We start from the raw sequence: 16,514 nt of genomic DNA on the forward strand, positions 1-16,514 counted from the left end.
TTAATTACATAAAAACCTCAAAAAATCAAATGACTTGAGGTTTTTAATTATTTGTTTTTTATGTTTTCTATAAACTGATCGAAGAGATAGGAAGAGTCGTGTGGTCCAGGACTTGCTTCTGGGTGATATTGAACCGAAAAGCAATTCTTGTTCTTCATACGTATTCCTGCAACTGTATGATCATTTAAATGCACATGGGTTATTTCTATATTTGAATTCTTTTCTGCTTCTTCTCTATTGATAGCAAAACCATGATTTTGAGATGTAATTTCCCCTTTACCTGTTAAAAGATTTTTAACCGGGTGATTAATCCCTCTATGTCCATGATGCATTTTATAAGTAGAAATTCCATTTGCTAATGCAATTACTTGGTGTCCTAAACAAATACCAAATAAAGGAAGGTCTCTTTCTAAAATCTCTTTTGTTAGAGTTCGTGCTGCTTCCAAAGGTTCTGGGTCTCCGGGTCCGTTAGATAAAAAATAACCGTCTGGATTAAAAGCATTCATTTCTGCAAAAGTTGCATTATAAGGAAACACTTTAATATAGGCATCTCTTTTAGCAAGGTTTCTAAGGATATTAGTTTTAATACCAATATCTAAAGCTGCTATTTTATAAGTGGCATTCTCTTCCCCATAATAATAAGGTTCTTTGGTAGAAACTTGAGACGCTAACTCCAAACCATTCATATCTGGAATGTCTGATAGCTGTTTTTTTAATCCTTCAATATTGTCAATATCTGTAGAAATCACGGCATTCATTGCACCATGTTCTCTTATATAAGTAACCAAAGCTCTGGTATCTACATCTGAAATGGCAAACAATTCGTTTTTATTCATGAATTCTTCTAAGGAAGCATCTGCTGCATCTCGAGAATACTCGAAACTAAAATTTTTACATATTAACCCAGATATTTTAATAGAATCTGACTCTACTTCATCTTTTTGGGTTCCATAATTACCAATATGTGCATTAGTAGCAACCATTAATTGTCCAAAATAGGATGGATCTGTAAAAATTTCCTGGTAGCCTGTCATACCCGTGTTAAAACAGACTTCGCCAAAAGCTGTACCAGACTTCCCTATGGCTTTACCATGAAAAATGGTTCCGTCTGCTAATAAAACTATGGCTTTCTCTCGTTTGTTGTATTTCATGATTAAAAAAGTTTCGCAAAATTGCATAAAAAAAAGGATAAACTAAAATGTTTATCCTTATTTATGATTTCTTTATTAAAGAGAATTATAATACGAGAGAATTTTAACAACATCTCTCTTTGTTAGATAGTCAAAATTATTTTCTTTAACAAAATTACTAATATCCACTTTCTTATCCAGAAACGCTTTTTTAAAGGCATTACAAGGAATAATTTCTGATGCAGAAACAGGTCTAAACATCGATGCTCTACCCGTGCCATACATGGATGACTTCATTGATTGAGAAAAAATAGTATTCAAAGCTCAAACACTAAATAATAGAAATGCAAAAAGCTTCATAATTAATTTTTTAAGTGAAATTAAATATAAAGCTTTTTGATGAAATTTTTAAATCTTATAACGTATTGTAATATTGTAAGATTGTTTTAAGATCCACAACATTTTTGAAACTTAAGTTGTTATCTTTCGCATATTGCTTGATAGCATCTTTTTTGTCTGAATCTAATGTCTTTAAAATATGAGATTTTTTAAGCTTAATTTCTTTAAGAGTTTCATCATCTATAGAATAGTAATACTTTTCTTTTTTAACCATTTGATCGTCTGAAACTTTTTGTTGAGTCATTGGATTAAAGTTTGCTTCTATAATCTCTATTTCATATTTTCTTAAAATAGTAATAGATTTAGTAGTTACAAGATTTTCGAAATATGAATTTCTTTGAAATTCCGGATCTAAATAACGCTTAAACGTTCTGTTATCTATAACTATTTTGTCAATGTTTCTTGGGTTTAATGCAAGAACAGAATCTTCAGAAAACTTAGCTTCAAAACGTTCTAATTGAACATTATAATTTAAAGATTTTAATCTATACGCCTTATTATCATTCATATAAATTACACCATCTTCAGAATTCCATGAATCAAATAAATAAGGTGACCCTTTTATGTTTGAATCTGCAGAACTACCAGACACCCATAATCCATTATTATGAATCATTTTACTTGCGTTTGAAAAATTATCTACTGAACCAGCTGAAGAAGCTTGGGAGAATGAAAAGTTCGCTGTTAAAGCAAAAAGGAATACTAAATATTTAGTCATTTTTTAAAATTTTAAGTCGCAAATATAAAAAAAGGATAGACTAAACAAGTCTATCCTTTAATAATTAACATTTATTTACAGAAAATTTAACTATTCTTCTTCGTTAGTAGCCTTAGTTTCTGTAGCAGGAGCAGCAGTTTCAGCTGATTTAGAACCACTTCTTCTACTTCTTCTAGTTGTTTTCTTAGTAGCCTTACCTGCATTGTAAATTTCGTTGTAATCTACAAGTTCGATCATTGCCATATCAGCATTATCACCCAAACGGTTACCTAGTTTAATAATTCTAGTATATCCACCTGGTCTGTCTCCAACTTTAGGAGCTACATCTCTAAACAATTCTGCAACCGCTTCTTTTTGTCTTAAACGAGACATAACAATACGTCTGTTATGAGTTGTGTCTTCTTTAGACTTAGTTATCATTGGCTCAACAAATTGTTTTAAAGCCTTTGCTTTAGCTACAGTTGTGTTAATACGTTTGTGCTCTATTAAAGAACAAGCCATATTAGCTAACATAGATTTTCTATGAGCTGTTTTTCTACCTAAGTGATTTATTTTTTTTCCGTGTCTCATGACATTTGTTTTATCATCTTGCTACCAAACTCGACATCGAGGAGCAAAATATGATTAATTAATCTTTATCTAATTTATATTTAGAAAGGTCCATTCCAAAGTTTAAGCCTTTAACATTTACAAGCTCTTCAAGCTCGGTTAAAGATTTCTTACCAAAGTTACGGAACTTCATTAAGTCATTCTTATTAAAAGACACTAGGTCTCCAAGAGTATCTACTTCTGCAGCTTTTAAACAGTTAAGAGCACGTACAGAAAGATCCATATCAACTAATTTAGTTTTCAATAGTTGTCTCATATGAAGAGATTCTTCATCATAAGTTTCTGTTTGAGCAATTTCATCCGCTTCAAGAGTAATTCTCTCATCTGAGAATAACATGAAGTGGTGAATTAATGTTTTAGCAGCTTCAGTTAAAGCATCTTGAGGTGTAATTGAACCATCAGTTATGATTTCGAAAACTAGTTTTTCGTAATCTGTTTTTTGTTCTACACGATAGTTTTCAACACTATACTTAACATTTTTTATAGGTGTGTAAATTGAATCTGTAAAGATTGTTCCTATTGGAGCTGAAGCTTTTTTATTTTCTTCTGCAGGCACATATCCTCTACCTTTTTCAATTGTAATTTCCATATTAATATTAACCTTAGGATCTAAATTACAAAGTACTAATTCTGAATTTAATACTTGGAATCCTGAGATAAATTTTTGGAAATCACCAGCTGTTATTTGATTTTGTCCTGAAATAGATATTGAAACAGACTCGCTGTCCACATCCTCTATTTGTCTTTTAAAACGAACTTGTTTTAAGTTTAAAATAATTTCAGTTACATCTTCAACTACACCTGCAATAGTAGAAAATTCATGATCTACACCTTCCATTCTAACTGAAGTTACTGCAAATCCTTCTAAAGAAGAAAGTAAAACTCTTCTTAAAGCATTTCCAACTGTTAATCCGTAACCAGGTTCTAAAGGACGAAATTCGAATTTGCCTTCAAAATCTGTTGAATCAATCATGATTACTTTGTCGGGCTTTTGAAAATTAAATACTGCCATATTTGCGATTTGTATCAGTTATTATTTAGAGTATAATTCGACGATGAATTGTTCGTTGATATTTTCTGGAATTTGAATTCTAGCTGGTACAGAAACATAAGTTCCTTGCTTTAATTCGTTATTCCATGTAATCCATTCGTAAACTTGACTTGAATTTGATAAAGATTTATCAATAGCTTCAAGTGATTTAGATTTTTCTCTTACAGCAACAACATCTCCAGCTCTTAACTGGTAAGAAGGGATATTCACTATTTCTCCGTTTACTGTAATATGTCTGTGAGAAACTAATTGTCTTGAACCGTTTCTAGACGGAGAGATTCCCATTCTATAAACTACGTTGTCTAATCTAGACTCACAAAGTTGTAACAACACCTCACCTGTAATTCCAGGAGCAGCTGTTGCTTTTTTAAACATGTTTCTGAATTGCTTTTCTAATACACCATAAGTATATTTTGCTTTTTGCTTCTCCATTAATTGGATTGCATATTCAGATTTTTTTCCACGACGCTTGTTTGCACCATGTTGACCTGGAGGATAGTTTCTTTTTTCAAAAGATTTATCTTCTCCATATATAGCTTCGCCAAATTTACGAGCTATTTTAGTTTTAGGACCAGTATATCTTGCCATTTTTAAAATTTGTTTAGAGAGTGATTATGAATTAAGGTCTTAGTCTTATCCTTCGATAACCGTTAATCTCTCGTTGATACTTGTTAATAATATATTTTTTTCAGTTTGCAAATTTACATATAAATATTGACATCAACTATTAAAAAATAGTTGATGTCAATATTACGCTATATATAATTTATACACGTCTTCTTTTTGGAGGACGACAACCATTATGTGGTAATGGAGTAACATCAATAATTTCTGTTACTTCAATTCCTGCATTATGGATAGAACGGATAGCAGATTCTCTACCATTTCCTGGACCTTTTACATACACTTTTACTTTTTTCAATCCAGCTTCTTGTGCTACGCCTGCAGCATCTTCAGCGGCTAATTGAGCTGCGTAAGGTGTGTTCTTTTTAGATCCACGGAATCCCATTTTACCAGCAGAAGACCATGAAATAACGTCTCCTTTTTTGTTTGTAAGCGAAATAATAATGTTGTTAAAAGATGCTGTTATGTGAGCTTCACCAACTGCATCAATAATTACTTTACGCTTTTTAGTACTTGCCTTTGCCATATTAAAGTTTAGTTTTTAGTAATAGTTTATAGTCGCTAGAATCCTAAACCGTTAAATTTCAAACAGATTCTTTCCAACGTCTAAAGACTAAAGACTAATTGTTATTTAGTTGCCATTTTTTTGTTAGCAACAGTTTTTCTTCTACCTTTTCTAGTTCTAGAGTTGTTTTTTGTACGTTGTCCTCTTAATGGAAGACCAGCTCTATGACGGATACCTCTGTAACAACCAATATCCATTAATCGCTTAATGTTTAATTGTGTTTCAGAACGTAACTCTCCTTCAATAGTGAAAGAACCAACAGCTTCACGAATATTACTAATTTCGTCGTCTGTCCAATCTTGAACTTTTGTACTTTCTTCAACTTTAGCTAAAGCTAAAATTTCTTTTGATCTACTTCTACCTATTCCATAGATATAAGTTAAGGAGATAACTCCTCTCTTGTTTTTTGGTATGTCTACACCTGCAATTCTTGCCATAACTATCCTTGTCTTTGTTTGAATCTAGGATTCTTTTTGTTAATTACGTAAAGTCTACCTTTTCTACGCACGATTTTACAATCTGCACTTCTTTTTTTAACTGATGCTCTTACTTTCATCGTATTAGTATCTATAAGTTATTCTAGCCTTAGTTAAATCGTAAGGACTCATTTCTAATTTTACTTTATCTCCTGGTAATAATTTTATATAATGCATACGCATTTTACCAGATATATGCGCTGTCACAATGTGACCATTTTCTAGTTCAACACGGAACATAGCATTAGATAATGCTTCTATAATTGTTCCATCTTGTTCTATTGCTGCTTGTTTTGCCATAGTATGATATATTAAGCTACTGCTTTTCTATTTTTACCTGTTTTCATCAAGCCATCGTAATGTCTATTTAACAAGTACGAATTTACTTGTTGCATAGTATCTATTGCAACTCCAACCATAATTAATAGTGAGGTTCCACCGAAAAATAAGGCCCAACCTGATTGCACACTCATTAGCTTTACTATAATGGCTGGGAACACAGCTATTAATGCTAAAAAGATAGATCCAGGTAATGTTATTTGAGACATTATTTTATCTAGATATTCTGAAGTTTCACCTCCTGGACGAATTCCAGGAATAAAACCTCCACTACGTTTTAAATCGTCTGCCATTTTGTTTGTTGGTACCGTAATTGCTGTATAAAAATATGTAAATACAATTATTAATAAAGCAAATACTAAGTTATACCAGAAACCAAATATATCGGCAAAGTTTGTTTGCATCCATTGACCTGCATTGGTATCTTTTAAGAACGAGGTTCCACCTATTAAGCTTGGTACAAACATAATTGCTTGTGCAAAGATGATTGGCATTACACCAGATGCATTTAGTTTTAATGGTAAAAACTGTCTAGATCCCATAACATTCTTTTCGTACCCTCCAGAAGCCGTTCTTCTAGCATATTGTACGGCTATTTTTCTAACTGCCATCACTAACATAATAGAAGCTAAAATAATAACTAACCAGATTACCAATTCAAAAAGAATTAACATCACGTTATTCCCTTCTAATCTAGATGAAGCGTTTTGTAAAAATGCTTTTGGCAAGGTGGCAATAATACCAACCATAATTAATAAAGAGATTCCGTTACCAATACCTTTATCGGTAATTTTTTCTCCTAACCACATAGCAAAGATACAACCTGTTACTAAAATTACTATTGAAGAAAAATAGAATACACCACCTGTACCTAATAAAAAGGCACTTTGTGGAATACCAAATGCAGAAGGTAAACTAGCTAAATATCCTGGTGCTTGCACTAAACAGATAGCAATAGTTAACCAACGTGTAATTTGTGTTATTTTCTTTTGACCACTAGCTCCTTCTTTTTGTAATTTCTGTAAATAAGGAATTGCAATTCCCATTAATTGAACTACAATGGAAGCAGAGATATAAGGCATAATTCCTAATGCAAAAACAGAAGCGTTAGCAAATGCTCCTCCTGTAAATGCATTTAATAAACCTAATAAACCAGATTCTGTGTTGCTCTGTAAATTTTCCAATTGAGAAGCATCAATACCTGGTAATACCACTTGTGCGCCAAAACGATAAACTAATAACAAACCAAGAGTTAAAATGATTCTGTTTCTTAATTCCTCTATTTTCCAAACATTCTTAAGTGTCTCTATAAATTTCATGCGCTTGTTTGTGATTATAAAGTTACAGTTTCTCCTCCTGCAGCTTCAATCGCAGCTTTTGCTGAAGCGGTAAACTTATGAGCAGATACTTTTAATTTAGCTTTTAATTCGCCTCTTCCTAAAATTTTAACTAGTTCGTTCTTTCTAGCTAATCTTAAAGCAACAAGTGTTTCAAAATCTAAAGTATCTTTTATTTTCTTTTCGTCTACTAATTGTTGTAACGTATCAAGATTAATTCCTTGATGTTCTATTCTATTAATATTAGTAAAGCCAAATTTAGGCACACGTCTTTGAAGAGGCATTTGCCCTCCTTCAAATCCAATTTTCTTAGAATATCCAGAACGAGATTTCGCTCCTTTGTGACCACGAGTTGCAGTACCACCTTTTCCAGAACCTTGTCCACGTCCTATACGTTTTCCTTGACTTTTAACTGAACCTTCTGCAGGTTTTAAATTACTTAAATCCATTTTCAGTGTTATATTTTAAGCTTCTTCAACAGAAACTAAATGTGAAACTTTAGAAACCATACCAAGGATGTTTGGTGTGGCATCGTGCTCTACGACTTGTCCAATCTTTTTAAGACCAAGAGCTTCAAGAGTTCTTTTTTGTCTTAAGGTACGATTGATCGCGCTCTTTACTTTTTTTACTTTTATTTTTGCCATCGTTATCCTGTATTATCCTTTAAAAACTTTTTCTATCGATATACCTCTATCACGTGCAATAGTATTTACGTCTCTTAGTTGCAATAAAGCATCAAAAGTAGCTTTTACTACGTTATGAGGATTTGATGAACCTTGTGATTTTGACAAAACATCGTGAATACCTACTGCCTCTAATACTGTTCTTACAGCACCACCAGCAATAACACCAGTACCTGGAGCTGCAGGAATAATATTTACTCTTGCTCCTCCGTATTTACCTTTTTGTTCGTGTGGTAATGTTCTTTTTACTAAAGGAATTCGCACTAAATTTTTCTTAGCGTCTTCAATAGCTTTTGCAATTGCACTAGCAACGTCTTTAGATTTACCTAAACCGTGACCTACTACACCTGCTTCATCTCCAACAACAACAATTGCTGAAAAACCGAATGCTCTACCACCTTTAGTTACTTTTGTAACTCTCTGTACTCCAACTAAACGATCTTTAAGATCTAATCCACTTGGCTTTACTAACTCTGCGCTTTTGTATTTCTGATACATAATTTCTTAGAATTTAAGTCCTGCTTCTCTAGCTCCTTCGGCTAATGATTTTACTCTACCATGATATAAATATCCACCTCTATCAAAAGAGATCGTGTCTACACCTGCCTTAAGGGCTTTTTCAGCTACTGCTTTACCTACTAATCCAGCTATTTCTGTTTTAGTACCTTTAGCAGAACTAATGTCTTTATCTCTTGAAGATGCTGCACTGATTGTTTTACCAGATACGTCATCTACAACTTGAGCATATATTTCTTTATTACTTCTAAAAACAGATAATCTTGGTCTAGCTTCAGTTCCTGAAACTATTTTACGAACTCTGCTTTTAATTCTTAATCGTCTTTCGTTCTTTGTTAATGCCATAACTTAATTATTAAGCTGATTTACCTGCTTTTCTTCTTAATACTTCTCCTACAAATTTAACTCCTTTACCTTTATAAGGCTCTGGTGGTCTAAATCCACGTATTTTAGCTGCTACTTGTCCAACTAATTGTTTGTCTGTTGAAGTTAATTTTATAATTGGATTTTTTCCTTTTTCAGAAATTGTTTCAAGTTGTACTTCAGAAGCAATATCTAATATTATATTATGAGAAAATCCTAACGCTAAGTCTAACTTTTGTCCCTGATTAGATGCTCTATAACCAACACCTACCAATTCTAATTGTTTTGTCCATCCTGTAGATACACCTGTAATCATATTATTGATTAAAGATCTATAAAGTCCGTGTTTTGCTTTATGTGCTTTAGCATCTGTAGGACGTTCTACTAATACATTTCCGTCTTCAACTTTTATGGTTACATCAGAAAATTCTTGAGTTAATTCTCCTAACTTCCCCTTTACTGTAACAATATTGTCGTTTATATCAACTGTAATTCCTGCTGGAATTTCTACTGGGTTATTACCTATTCTTGACATGTCTTATTCGTTTTTAATTAGTAAACGTAACAAAGTACTTCGCCACCTATATTTGCTCTTTGAGCTTGTTTGCCTGTCATTACTCCATGAGAAGTAGAAACAATAGCAATACCAAGACCATTTAGAATTCTAGGTAGTTCTTTTGAACTTGCATACTTACGTAAACCTGGTTTACTTATTCTTTGAATCTTTTTAATTACAGGTTCTTTAGTTTCTTTGTTGTATTTAAGAGCAATTTTAATTGTTCCCTGTACAGCATTGTCTTCGAACTTGTAACTTAAAATATATCCTTGTTCGAATAATATTTTAGTAATTTCCTTTTTTAAATTAGATGCTGGAATCTCTACCACTCTGTGGTTAGCTCGGACAGCATTTCTAACTCTAGTTAGATAATCCGCAATTGGATCTGTATTCATAGTTATTAAATTTCGGAATTGGTTTTTAACATTATTGTTAAACCTTAATCCAGTTTATAATTAATTTTTATATTACCAGCTAGCTTTCTTAACACCAGGTATTAAACCTTGGTTAGCCATTTCTCTGAACATAACACGAGAAAGTCCAAAAGTTCTCATATACCCTTTTGGTCTACCTGTTAGCTTACAACGGTTGTGCATGCGTACAGGAGAAGCATTTTTTGGTAACTTTTGTAATGCTTCGTAATCTCCAGCTTCTTTTAAAGCTTTACGTTTCTCAGCATATTTTGCTACTGTTTTTGCTCTTTTTACCTCACGGGCTTTCATTGATTCTTTAGCCATATCTTAATTCTTTTGAAAAGGTAATCCTAATTCTGTTAATAATGATTTTGCTTCCTTATCTGTCTCTGCAGAGGTTACAAATGTAATATCCATTCCCGAAATTTTATTTACCTTATCGATATCGATTTCTGGAAAGATAATTTGTTCAGTAATTCCTAAATTGTAATTACCTCTACCATCGAATCCTGTTGCTTTAATACCATTAAAGTCTCTAACTCGTGGTAATGCTGAAGTAATTAAACGGTCTAAAAATTCATACATTCTTTCTCCACGTAAAGTAACTTTCGCGCCAATTGGCATTCCTTTACGTAATTTGAATGATGCAACATCTTTTTTAGAGATGGTTGCAATTGTCTTTTGTCCTGTTATAGTTGTTAATTCTTCCACTGCGTGGTCGATTAACTTTTTATCAGCTACTGCCGCTCCTACTCCTTTAGATAATACTATCTTTTGAAGTTTAGGCACCATCATGATGTTCTTATAACCAAATTCGTCTGTAAGAGCTGCAGTTACTCTGCTTTTGTACTCTTCCTTAAGTCTAGGTGTATATGCCATAACTATATTACTTCATTAGATTTTTTTGAAAATCTTACTTTTTTATCGCCTTCCATTCTATATCCAACTCTTGTTGTTTCTCCTTTTGAAGTTAACAATGATAAGTTAGAAATTTGAATAGCTGCTTCTTTTTCTACGATTCCACCTTGAGGATTTTGTGCACTTGGTTTAGTGTGTTTCTTAACCATGTTAATACCCTCAACGATCGCTTTGTTCTTATCTATTAATACTTTAAGTACTTTTCCTTCTGATCCTTTATGATCTCCAGCTATTACTTTTACAGTATCTCCTGATTTTATTTTAAGCTTTGTCATTTTTTTTTGTATTAAAGCACTTCTGGTGCTAGTGATACAATTTTCATGAATTGTTTATCACGAAGTTCTCTTGCAACAGGACCAAATACACGTGTTCCTCTCATTTCACCCGTTGGGTTTAACAAAACACATGCGTTATCGTCGAATCTAATATAAGATCCGTCTGGTCTTCTTACTTCTTTTCTTGTACGTACAACAACTGCAGTTGAAACAGCACCTTTTTTAATGTTTCCATTAGGTGTTGCATCTTTAACTGTAACAACAATTTTATCACCTACAGATGCGTATCTTCTTTTGGTACCACCTAAAACACGTATGGTTAATACTTCTTTTGCTCCAGTGTTATCAGCTACTTTTAATCTTGATTCTGTTTGTATCATAATTATTTAGCTCTTTCGATTATTTCAACTAGTCTCCAACATTTAGATTTACTCATAGGTCTTGTTTCCATGATCTTTACAGTATCTCCAATATTGCAATCGTTCGTTTCGTCGTGTGCAACGTATTTTTTCGTTTTTAACACGAACTTTCCATACATAGGATGTTTTACTTTTTTAACTTCTGCAACTACTATTGATTTTTGCATTTTGTTACTAGTAACTACCCCTATACGTTCTTTTCTTAAATTTCTTGTTTCCATCATTTCGGCAGAATTATTGTAAATCTCTTTTAGTTAATTCAGTCGCAATTCTTGCTACGTCTCTTCTTACAGAACGTAATTGAATTGGGTTCTCTAAAGGAGAAATTGTATGAGTCATTTTTAAATCTAAATAACTCTTTTTAGTTTCACTAAGTTTCTCTTGTAACTCAGCTACAGATAATTCTTTAATTTCTGATTGTTTCATAATATCAAATAAATTATGCTTCGTAATCTCGAGCAATTATAAACTTAGTTTTAACTGGTAGTTTTTGTGCTGCTAGACGCAATGCTTCTTTAGCTACTTCTAGTGGCACGCCACCTACTTCAAATAATATTCTACCTGGTAGCACAGATGCTACCCAGTATTCTACGGCACCTTTACCTTTACCCATACGTACTTCAAGAGGTTTCTTTGTAATTGGCTTATCTGGAAATATTTTAATCCAGATAGATCCTTCTCTTTTCATGAAACGTGTAGCGGCAATACGTGCTGCTTCTATTTGACGAGCTGTAACAAAGCTCGTGTCTAACGATTTTATACCAAAAGTTCCACTTGATAAACGATGACCCCTTCCGGCGTTACCTTTCATACGTCCCTTTTGTTGCTTACGAAATTTTGTTTTTTTAGGCTGTAACATTTTTCTTGTTCTTTAAAAAATTACTTTCTACGACGAGGTTTGTTAGTATTACTTCCAGCTCCTCGTCCACCTTTTCCTTGCTTCTTAGATAACCCAACAAGAGGAGAAAGTTCTCTTTTACCATATACTTCACCTTTCATGATCCATACTTTAATCCCTAATCTACCATAAGTAGTGTGGGCCTCAACTAAAGCATAATCAATATCGGCTCTGAATGTTGATAATGGAATACGTCCTTCTTTATAATGTTCGCTACGCGCCATTTCAGCACCATTTAAACGACCACTAATTTGAATTTTTATTCCTTCTGCATTCATTCGCATAGTTGCAGCGATAGCCATTTTGATTGCACGTCTGTAAGAAATTCTATTCTCAATTTGACGAGCAACACTTGCTGCTACTAAATGCGCATCAAGTTCCGGTCTTTTAATTTCAAATATATTTATTTGAACTTCTTTACCAGTAATTTTCTTAAGTTCTTCCTTTAACTTGTCTACCTCTTGACCACCTTTTCCGATAATAATACCAGGTCTAGCAGTTGTGATAGTAACGGTTACAAGTTTAAGAGTTCTCTCGATTATTACTCTTGAAACACTAGCTTTAGATAGACGAGCATGGATATACTTTCTGATCTTATCGTCTTCGGCAAGTTTGTCGCCATAATCGTTTCCTCCGTACCAGTTAGATTCCCATCCTCTGATAATTCCTAAGCGATTTCCGATTGGATTTGTTTTTTGTCCCATATCTCTATCTTAACTTTGTGTGTTATTGTTAGCTCCTACCACAATTGTTACGTGGTTTGAACGTTTTCTAATTCTGTGCGCGCGACCTTGAGGTGCTGGACGTAATCTTTTTAACATAGATCCTCCATCAACTCGTATCTCTTTTACAAATAATTCAGCTTCTTCAATACTTGCATCTTCGTTTTTAGCTTGCCAGTTTGCAATTGCAGACAACAACAATGTTTCTAAACGATTTGAAGCTTCTTTTTGACTGAATTTCAATATATTAAGCGCTTTTTCTACTTTTTCACCTCTTACTAAATCGGCTACTAAACGCATTTTTCTTGGTGATGTAGGACAGTTATTAAGTTTAGCGAAAGCAATATGCTTTTTCTCTTCCTTAATCGCGTCTGCCATTTGTTTTTTACGACTTCCCATAGCTTACTACTTTTTACCTTTGTTTTTAGCACCTGCATGACCTCTAAAAGATCTTGTTGGTGAAAATTCTCCTAATTTATGTCCTACCATATTCTCAGTTACATATACCGGTACAAATTGACGACCGTTATGCACTGCAATAGTTTGTCCAACAAAATCTGGTGTAATCATAGAGGCTCTTGACCAAGTTTTGATTACTGTTTTCTTGTTAGTCTCTACATTTGTAGCAACTTTCTTCTCTAATTTATAATGAACGTAAGGTCCTTTTTTTAATGATCTTGACATGGCTTATTTCTTTCTACGTTCTACAATATATTTATTACTCGCTTTTGTCTTAGAACGCGTTCTGTAACCTTTAGCAGGCACACCGTTTCTATTTCTTGGGTGTCCACCAGCAGACTTACCTTCACCACCACCCATTGGATGATCGACAGGGTTCATTACTACTGGTCTTGTACGAGGTCTTCTTCCTAACCATCTTGTTCTACCTGCTTTACCAGATACTAACAATTGATGATCCGAGTTTGAAACAACGCCTATAGTAGCCATACAAGTTACTAACACTAAACGAGTTTCTCCAGAAGGCAACTTAATAGATGCAAACTTACCATCTCTCGCCATTAATTGAGCAAAAGTTCCAGCACTTCTAGCCATAACAGCTCCTTGTCCTGGACGTAATTCTACACCTGAAATAATAGTTCCTAAAGGAATTTTAGATAATGGCATTGCATTACCTATTTCAGTTGGAACATCATCTCCAGACACTACTGTTTGACCAACCTGCAATCCGTTTGGTGCAATAATGTATGATTTTACGCCATCTTGATAATTCAATAAAGCAATAAAAGCTGTTCTGTTTGGATCGTACTCGATAGACTTAACTTCTGCTGGAATTCCAGTTTTGTTACGTTTAAAATCGATAATACGATACTTTCTTTTATGACCTCCACCTATATAGCGCATGGTCATTTTTCCTTGACTGTTTCTACCACCAGACCTTTTGTTCGGAACGAGTAAACTCTTTTCCGGCTTATCAGTAGTTATGGCGTCATACCCATTTACTACTCTAAATCGCTGTCCTGGTGTGATTGGTTTTAATTTTCTTACTGACATTTGTCTTTAATTACATGTTACTGTATAAATCAATCATTTCACCTTCCGCCAGTTGTACAATTGCCTTTTTAACAGCATTTGTTTTACCATGTTGAATACCAGTTTTTGTAAACTTAGTTTTTCTATCTGGACGGACATTTATAGTACGAACTTTTTCAACAGAAACGCCATAAGCAGCTTCAACCGCTTTTTTAATTTCTACCTTGTTCGCCTTGGTATTCACTGCGAAAGTATAGCAGTTTCTTAACTCGCTATCTGCAGTCGCTTTTTCTGTGATTATAGGTTTAATTAAGATATTCATTTGTTTCTTATTTACTTAAATTCAATTCAATTCCTTCTAAAGAGCTCTCTAAAAGCACAATCTGATTTGCATTTAAAATCTTATAAGTGCTTAATTCTGAGCTATTTATAACTTCAGAACCTTTCAAATTGCGTGAGGACAAATATACATTATTATTTGAAGCACCCAACACAAAGAGAGATTTTTTATTATCTAGGTTTAAAGCATTTAAAACAGCAGTGAAGTTTTTAGTCTTTGGAGTTTCAAAATTAAAGTCTTCTAAAACTACAATTGACTTCTCACTTGCTTTAATACTTAAGGCCGATTTTCTAGCTAAACGCTTTAAATTTTTATTTAATTTAAAGCTATAGTTTCTTGGTCTAGGACCAAAAATACGTCCACCACCTTTAAAAACTCCAGACTTGATAGATCCAGCTCTTGCTGTACCCGTTCCCTTTTGTTTTTTAATTTTACGTGTACTTCCGGAAATCTCAGCTCTCTCTTTAGATTTGTGAGTTCCTTGTCTTTGGTTTGCTAAATATTGTTTAACATCCAAATATACAGCGTGGTTATTAGGCTCAATAGCAAAAACAGCATCCGAAAGGTCTGCCTTTCTTCCTGTTTCTTTTCCGTTTATATCTAAAACTGCTACTTTCATTATTTCTGAATAATTACATAAGAGTTTTTATGGCCAGGCACACAACCTTTAACCACAAGTAGATTCTTTTCTGGCACTACTTTTAAAACTTTTAAATTTTCAACATTCACTCTTTCTCCACCCATTCTTCCGGCCATCTTCATTCCTTTAAAAACTCTTGCAGGATAAGAAGCAGCTCCAATAGAACCTGGTGCTCTTAAACGGTTATGTTGTCCGTGAGTAGCTTGACCTACACCAGCAAAACCGTGACGTTTTACAACACCTTGGAATCCTTTTCCTTTTGATGTTCCTGCAATATCAACAAACTCACCTTCTATAAAGTGCTCTACTGTTATTGCATCTCCTAATTTGTACTCCTTATCAAAACCTTTGAATTCAACGATTTTGCGTTTAACAGAAGTTCCTGCTTTTTTGGCATGACCTAAGTCAGCTTTAGTAGCACTTTTTTCTGTCGCGTCATCGAAACCAAGTTGGATAGCTTTATAACCATCAACTTCTTCAGTTCTGACTTGGGTAACGATACATGGTCCAGCTTCGATTACTGTACATGGAATGTTCTTTCCATTTTCATCGAAAATGCTGGTCATACCGATCTTTTTTCCTATTAACCCAGACATATTTATTAATTATTAATTATTACTATTCTATTTATTAAAAATTCAAGGCTGAAAATACGTTTCAGCCTTGAATTGTATTTTTACCGTTTTTCCAAAACCATCGTTAAGGACATGTTTGTATTTTACTTACACTTTAATCTCTACTTCAACACCACTTGGTAATTCAAGTTTCATCAAAGCATCAATTGTTTTTGAAGATGATGAGTAAATATCAAGTAAACGCTTATAAGAGCTTAATTGAAATTGTTCTCTAGACTTCTTATTAACGTGTGGTGAACGTAATACAGTGAAAATTTTCTTGTGTGTTGGTAACGGAATTGGTCCTGTTACAACTGCACCTGTACTTTTTACTGTTTTTACAATCTTCTCAGCAGACTTGTCTACTAAATTGTGATCGTAAGACTTTAATTTTATTCTAATTTTTTGACTCATTTTC

The 16,514-nt window shown here is 33.5% G+C and carries 32 protein-coding genes; all 32 read right to left on the reverse strand.

Annotated elements, in window-relative coordinates; translation table 11 throughout:
- Window positions 1-47: 47 nt before the first annotated feature.
- Window positions 48-1,151, reverse strand: coding sequence for a glutamine-hydrolyzing carbamoyl-phosphate synthase small subunit (gene carA / locus OS191_RS07535; RefSeq protein ID WP_267155097.1), 1,104 nt, complete (start codon window positions 1,149-1,151; stop codon window positions 48-50).
- Between the two features lie 75 nt (window positions 1,152-1,226).
- On the reverse strand, window positions 1,227-1,427 hold the full coding sequence (locus tag OS191_RS07540; RefSeq protein ID WP_267155098.1) for a hypothetical protein: 201 nt from the start codon (window positions 1,425-1,427) through the stop codon (window positions 1,227-1,229).
- 118 nt (window positions 1,428-1,545) lie between these two features.
- Window positions 1,546-2,247, reverse strand: a complete 702-nt coding sequence (locus OS191_RS07545; RefSeq protein ID WP_267155099.1) for a hypothetical protein — start codon at window positions 2,245-2,247, stop codon at window positions 1,546-1,548.
- A 90-nt stretch (window positions 2,248-2,337) separates the two neighbouring features.
- The gene (gene rplQ, locus OS191_RS07550; protein ID WP_267155100.1) at window positions 2,338-2,817 is read right to left on the reverse strand and encodes a 50S ribosomal protein L17; all 480 of its coding nucleotides are present in this window, start codon (window positions 2,815-2,817) and stop codon (window positions 2,338-2,340) included.
- Window positions 2,818-2,875: 58 nt separating this feature from the next.
- A complete protein-coding gene (locus OS191_RS07555) occupies window positions 2,876-3,868 on the reverse strand; it encodes a DNA-directed RNA polymerase subunit alpha (protein WP_267155101.1) in 993 nt (330 codons plus the stop codon).
- A gap of 21 nt (window positions 3,869-3,889) precedes the next feature.
- Window positions 3,890-4,495, reverse strand: coding sequence for a 30S ribosomal protein S4 (rpsD, locus tag OS191_RS07560; protein WP_267155102.1), 606 nt, complete (start codon window positions 4,493-4,495; stop codon window positions 3,890-3,892).
- Window positions 4,496-4,673: 178 nt separating this feature from the next.
- The gene (rpsK, locus tag OS191_RS07565; RefSeq protein WP_267155103.1) at window positions 4,674-5,057 is read right to left on the reverse strand and encodes a 30S ribosomal protein S11; all 384 of its coding nucleotides are present in this window, start codon (window positions 5,055-5,057) and stop codon (window positions 4,674-4,676) included.
- 101 nt (window positions 5,058-5,158) lie between these two features.
- On the reverse strand, window positions 5,159-5,533 hold the full coding sequence (rpsM, locus tag OS191_RS07570; RefSeq protein ID WP_267155104.1) for a 30S ribosomal protein S13: 375 nt from the start codon (window positions 5,531-5,533) through the stop codon (window positions 5,159-5,161).
- A 2-nt stretch (window positions 5,534-5,535) separates the two neighbouring features.
- Window positions 5,536-5,652 (reverse strand): type B 50S ribosomal protein L36, encoded by a 117-nt coding sequence (gene ykgO / locus OS191_RS07575; RefSeq protein ID WP_013305171.1) that lies wholly within the window; start codon window positions 5,650-5,652, stop codon window positions 5,536-5,538.
- Between the two features lie 4 nt (window positions 5,653-5,656).
- Window positions 5,657-5,872: a translation initiation factor IF-1 gene (gene infA, locus OS191_RS07580; RefSeq protein ID WP_007094967.1), complete on the reverse strand. Its 216-nt coding sequence runs from the start codon at window positions 5,870-5,872 to the stop codon at window positions 5,657-5,659.
- A gap of 11 nt (window positions 5,873-5,883) precedes the next feature.
- Complete coding sequence (gene secY, locus OS191_RS07585; protein ID WP_267155105.1) at window positions 5,884-7,230, reverse strand: preprotein translocase subunit SecY; 1,347 nt, start codon at window positions 7,228-7,230, stop codon at window positions 5,884-5,886.
- A gap of 14 nt (window positions 7,231-7,244) precedes the next feature.
- The gene (gene rplO / locus OS191_RS07590) at window positions 7,245-7,697 is read right to left on the reverse strand and encodes a 50S ribosomal protein L15 (protein ID WP_109308680.1); all 453 of its coding nucleotides are present in this window, start codon (window positions 7,695-7,697) and stop codon (window positions 7,245-7,247) included.
- 15 nt (window positions 7,698-7,712) lie between these two features.
- The gene (gene rpmD, locus OS191_RS07595; RefSeq protein WP_267155106.1) at window positions 7,713-7,892 is read right to left on the reverse strand and encodes a 50S ribosomal protein L30; all 180 of its coding nucleotides are present in this window, start codon (window positions 7,890-7,892) and stop codon (window positions 7,713-7,715) included.
- A gap of 12 nt (window positions 7,893-7,904) precedes the next feature.
- Window positions 7,905-8,429, reverse strand: coding sequence for a 30S ribosomal protein S5 (gene rpsE / locus OS191_RS07600; protein WP_267155107.1), 525 nt, complete (start codon window positions 8,427-8,429; stop codon window positions 7,905-7,907).
- Between the two features lie 6 nt (window positions 8,430-8,435).
- Window positions 8,436-8,792: a 50S ribosomal protein L18 gene (gene rplR / locus OS191_RS07605; protein WP_267155108.1), complete on the reverse strand. Its 357-nt coding sequence runs from the start codon at window positions 8,790-8,792 to the stop codon at window positions 8,436-8,438.
- A gap of 10 nt (window positions 8,793-8,802) precedes the next feature.
- Window positions 8,803-9,345, reverse strand: a complete 543-nt coding sequence (rplF, locus tag OS191_RS07610; protein ID WP_267155109.1) for a 50S ribosomal protein L6 — start codon at window positions 9,343-9,345, stop codon at window positions 8,803-8,805.
- A 17-nt stretch (window positions 9,346-9,362) separates the two neighbouring features.
- Window positions 9,363-9,761 (reverse strand): 30S ribosomal protein S8, encoded by a 399-nt coding sequence (rpsH, locus tag OS191_RS07615; RefSeq protein WP_267155110.1) that lies wholly within the window; start codon window positions 9,759-9,761, stop codon window positions 9,363-9,365.
- Between the two features lie 72 nt (window positions 9,762-9,833).
- Complete coding sequence (gene rpsN, locus OS191_RS07620; RefSeq protein WP_267155111.1) at window positions 9,834-10,103, reverse strand: 30S ribosomal protein S14; 270 nt, start codon at window positions 10,101-10,103, stop codon at window positions 9,834-9,836.
- Window positions 10,104-10,106: 3 nt separating this feature from the next.
- A complete protein-coding gene (gene rplE / locus OS191_RS07625; protein ID WP_267155112.1) occupies window positions 10,107-10,658 on the reverse strand; it encodes a 50S ribosomal protein L5 in 552 nt (183 codons plus the stop codon).
- 2 nt (window positions 10,659-10,660) lie between these two features.
- Window positions 10,661-10,972 carry a 50S ribosomal protein L24 gene (gene rplX / locus OS191_RS07630; RefSeq protein ID WP_267155113.1) on the reverse strand — a complete coding sequence of 104 codons (312 nt, stop codon included), beginning with the start codon at window positions 10,970-10,972 and terminating at the stop codon, window positions 10,661-10,663.
- Window positions 10,973-10,983: 11 nt separating this feature from the next.
- Window positions 10,984-11,352, reverse strand: coding sequence for a 50S ribosomal protein L14 (gene rplN, locus OS191_RS07635; RefSeq protein ID WP_007650464.1), 369 nt, complete (start codon window positions 11,350-11,352; stop codon window positions 10,984-10,986).
- Between the two features lie 2 nt (window positions 11,353-11,354).
- The gene (gene rpsQ, locus OS191_RS07640) at window positions 11,355-11,612 is read right to left on the reverse strand and encodes a 30S ribosomal protein S17 (protein ID WP_267155771.1); all 258 of its coding nucleotides are present in this window, start codon (window positions 11,610-11,612) and stop codon (window positions 11,355-11,357) included.
- A 13-nt stretch (window positions 11,613-11,625) separates the two neighbouring features.
- On the reverse strand, window positions 11,626-11,817 hold the full coding sequence (gene rpmC / locus OS191_RS07645; protein WP_267155114.1) for a 50S ribosomal protein L29: 192 nt from the start codon (window positions 11,815-11,817) through the stop codon (window positions 11,626-11,628).
- A 13-nt stretch (window positions 11,818-11,830) separates the two neighbouring features.
- Window positions 11,831-12,250 carry a 50S ribosomal protein L16 gene (gene rplP / locus OS191_RS07650; RefSeq protein WP_267155115.1) on the reverse strand — a complete coding sequence of 140 codons (420 nt, stop codon included), beginning with the start codon at window positions 12,248-12,250 and terminating at the stop codon, window positions 11,831-11,833.
- A gap of 20 nt (window positions 12,251-12,270) precedes the next feature.
- Complete coding sequence (gene rpsC, locus OS191_RS07655) at window positions 12,271-12,993, reverse strand: 30S ribosomal protein S3 (RefSeq protein WP_267155116.1); 723 nt, start codon at window positions 12,991-12,993, stop codon at window positions 12,271-12,273.
- Window positions 12,994-13,002: 9 nt separating this feature from the next.
- The gene (gene rplV / locus OS191_RS07660; protein WP_267148280.1) at window positions 13,003-13,410 is read right to left on the reverse strand and encodes a 50S ribosomal protein L22; all 408 of its coding nucleotides are present in this window, start codon (window positions 13,408-13,410) and stop codon (window positions 13,003-13,005) included.
- 6 nt (window positions 13,411-13,416) lie between these two features.
- A complete protein-coding gene (gene rpsS, locus OS191_RS07665; protein ID WP_109308668.1) occupies window positions 13,417-13,695 on the reverse strand; it encodes a 30S ribosomal protein S19 in 279 nt (92 codons plus the stop codon).
- A 3-nt stretch (window positions 13,696-13,698) separates the two neighbouring features.
- A complete protein-coding gene (rplB, locus tag OS191_RS07670; protein ID WP_267155117.1) occupies window positions 13,699-14,523 on the reverse strand; it encodes a 50S ribosomal protein L2 in 825 nt (274 codons plus the stop codon).
- 10 nt (window positions 14,524-14,533) lie between these two features.
- The gene (gene rplW / locus OS191_RS07675; RefSeq protein ID WP_040492195.1) at window positions 14,534-14,824 is read right to left on the reverse strand and encodes a 50S ribosomal protein L23; all 291 of its coding nucleotides are present in this window, start codon (window positions 14,822-14,824) and stop codon (window positions 14,534-14,536) included.
- A gap of 7 nt (window positions 14,825-14,831) precedes the next feature.
- The gene (gene rplD, locus OS191_RS07680) at window positions 14,832-15,461 is read right to left on the reverse strand and encodes a 50S ribosomal protein L4 (RefSeq protein WP_267155118.1); all 630 of its coding nucleotides are present in this window, start codon (window positions 15,459-15,461) and stop codon (window positions 14,832-14,834) included.
- Window positions 15,461-16,078 (reverse strand): 50S ribosomal protein L3, encoded by a 618-nt coding sequence (rplC, locus tag OS191_RS07685; RefSeq protein WP_267155119.1) that lies wholly within the window; start codon window positions 16,076-16,078, stop codon window positions 15,461-15,463. The genes rplD and rplC overlap by 1 nt, the downstream gene beginning before the upstream one ends.
- A gap of 126 nt (window positions 16,079-16,204) precedes the next feature.
- Complete coding sequence (rpsJ, locus tag OS191_RS07690) at window positions 16,205-16,510, reverse strand: 30S ribosomal protein S10 (protein ID WP_010181931.1); 306 nt, start codon at window positions 16,508-16,510, stop codon at window positions 16,205-16,207.
- Window positions 16,511-16,514 lie beyond the last annotated feature (4 nt).

Source organism: Xanthomarina sp. F2636L (genome assembly GCF_026410195.1).
Lineage (GTDB): Bacteria > Bacteroidota > Bacteroidia > Flavobacteriales > Flavobacteriaceae > Xanthomarina.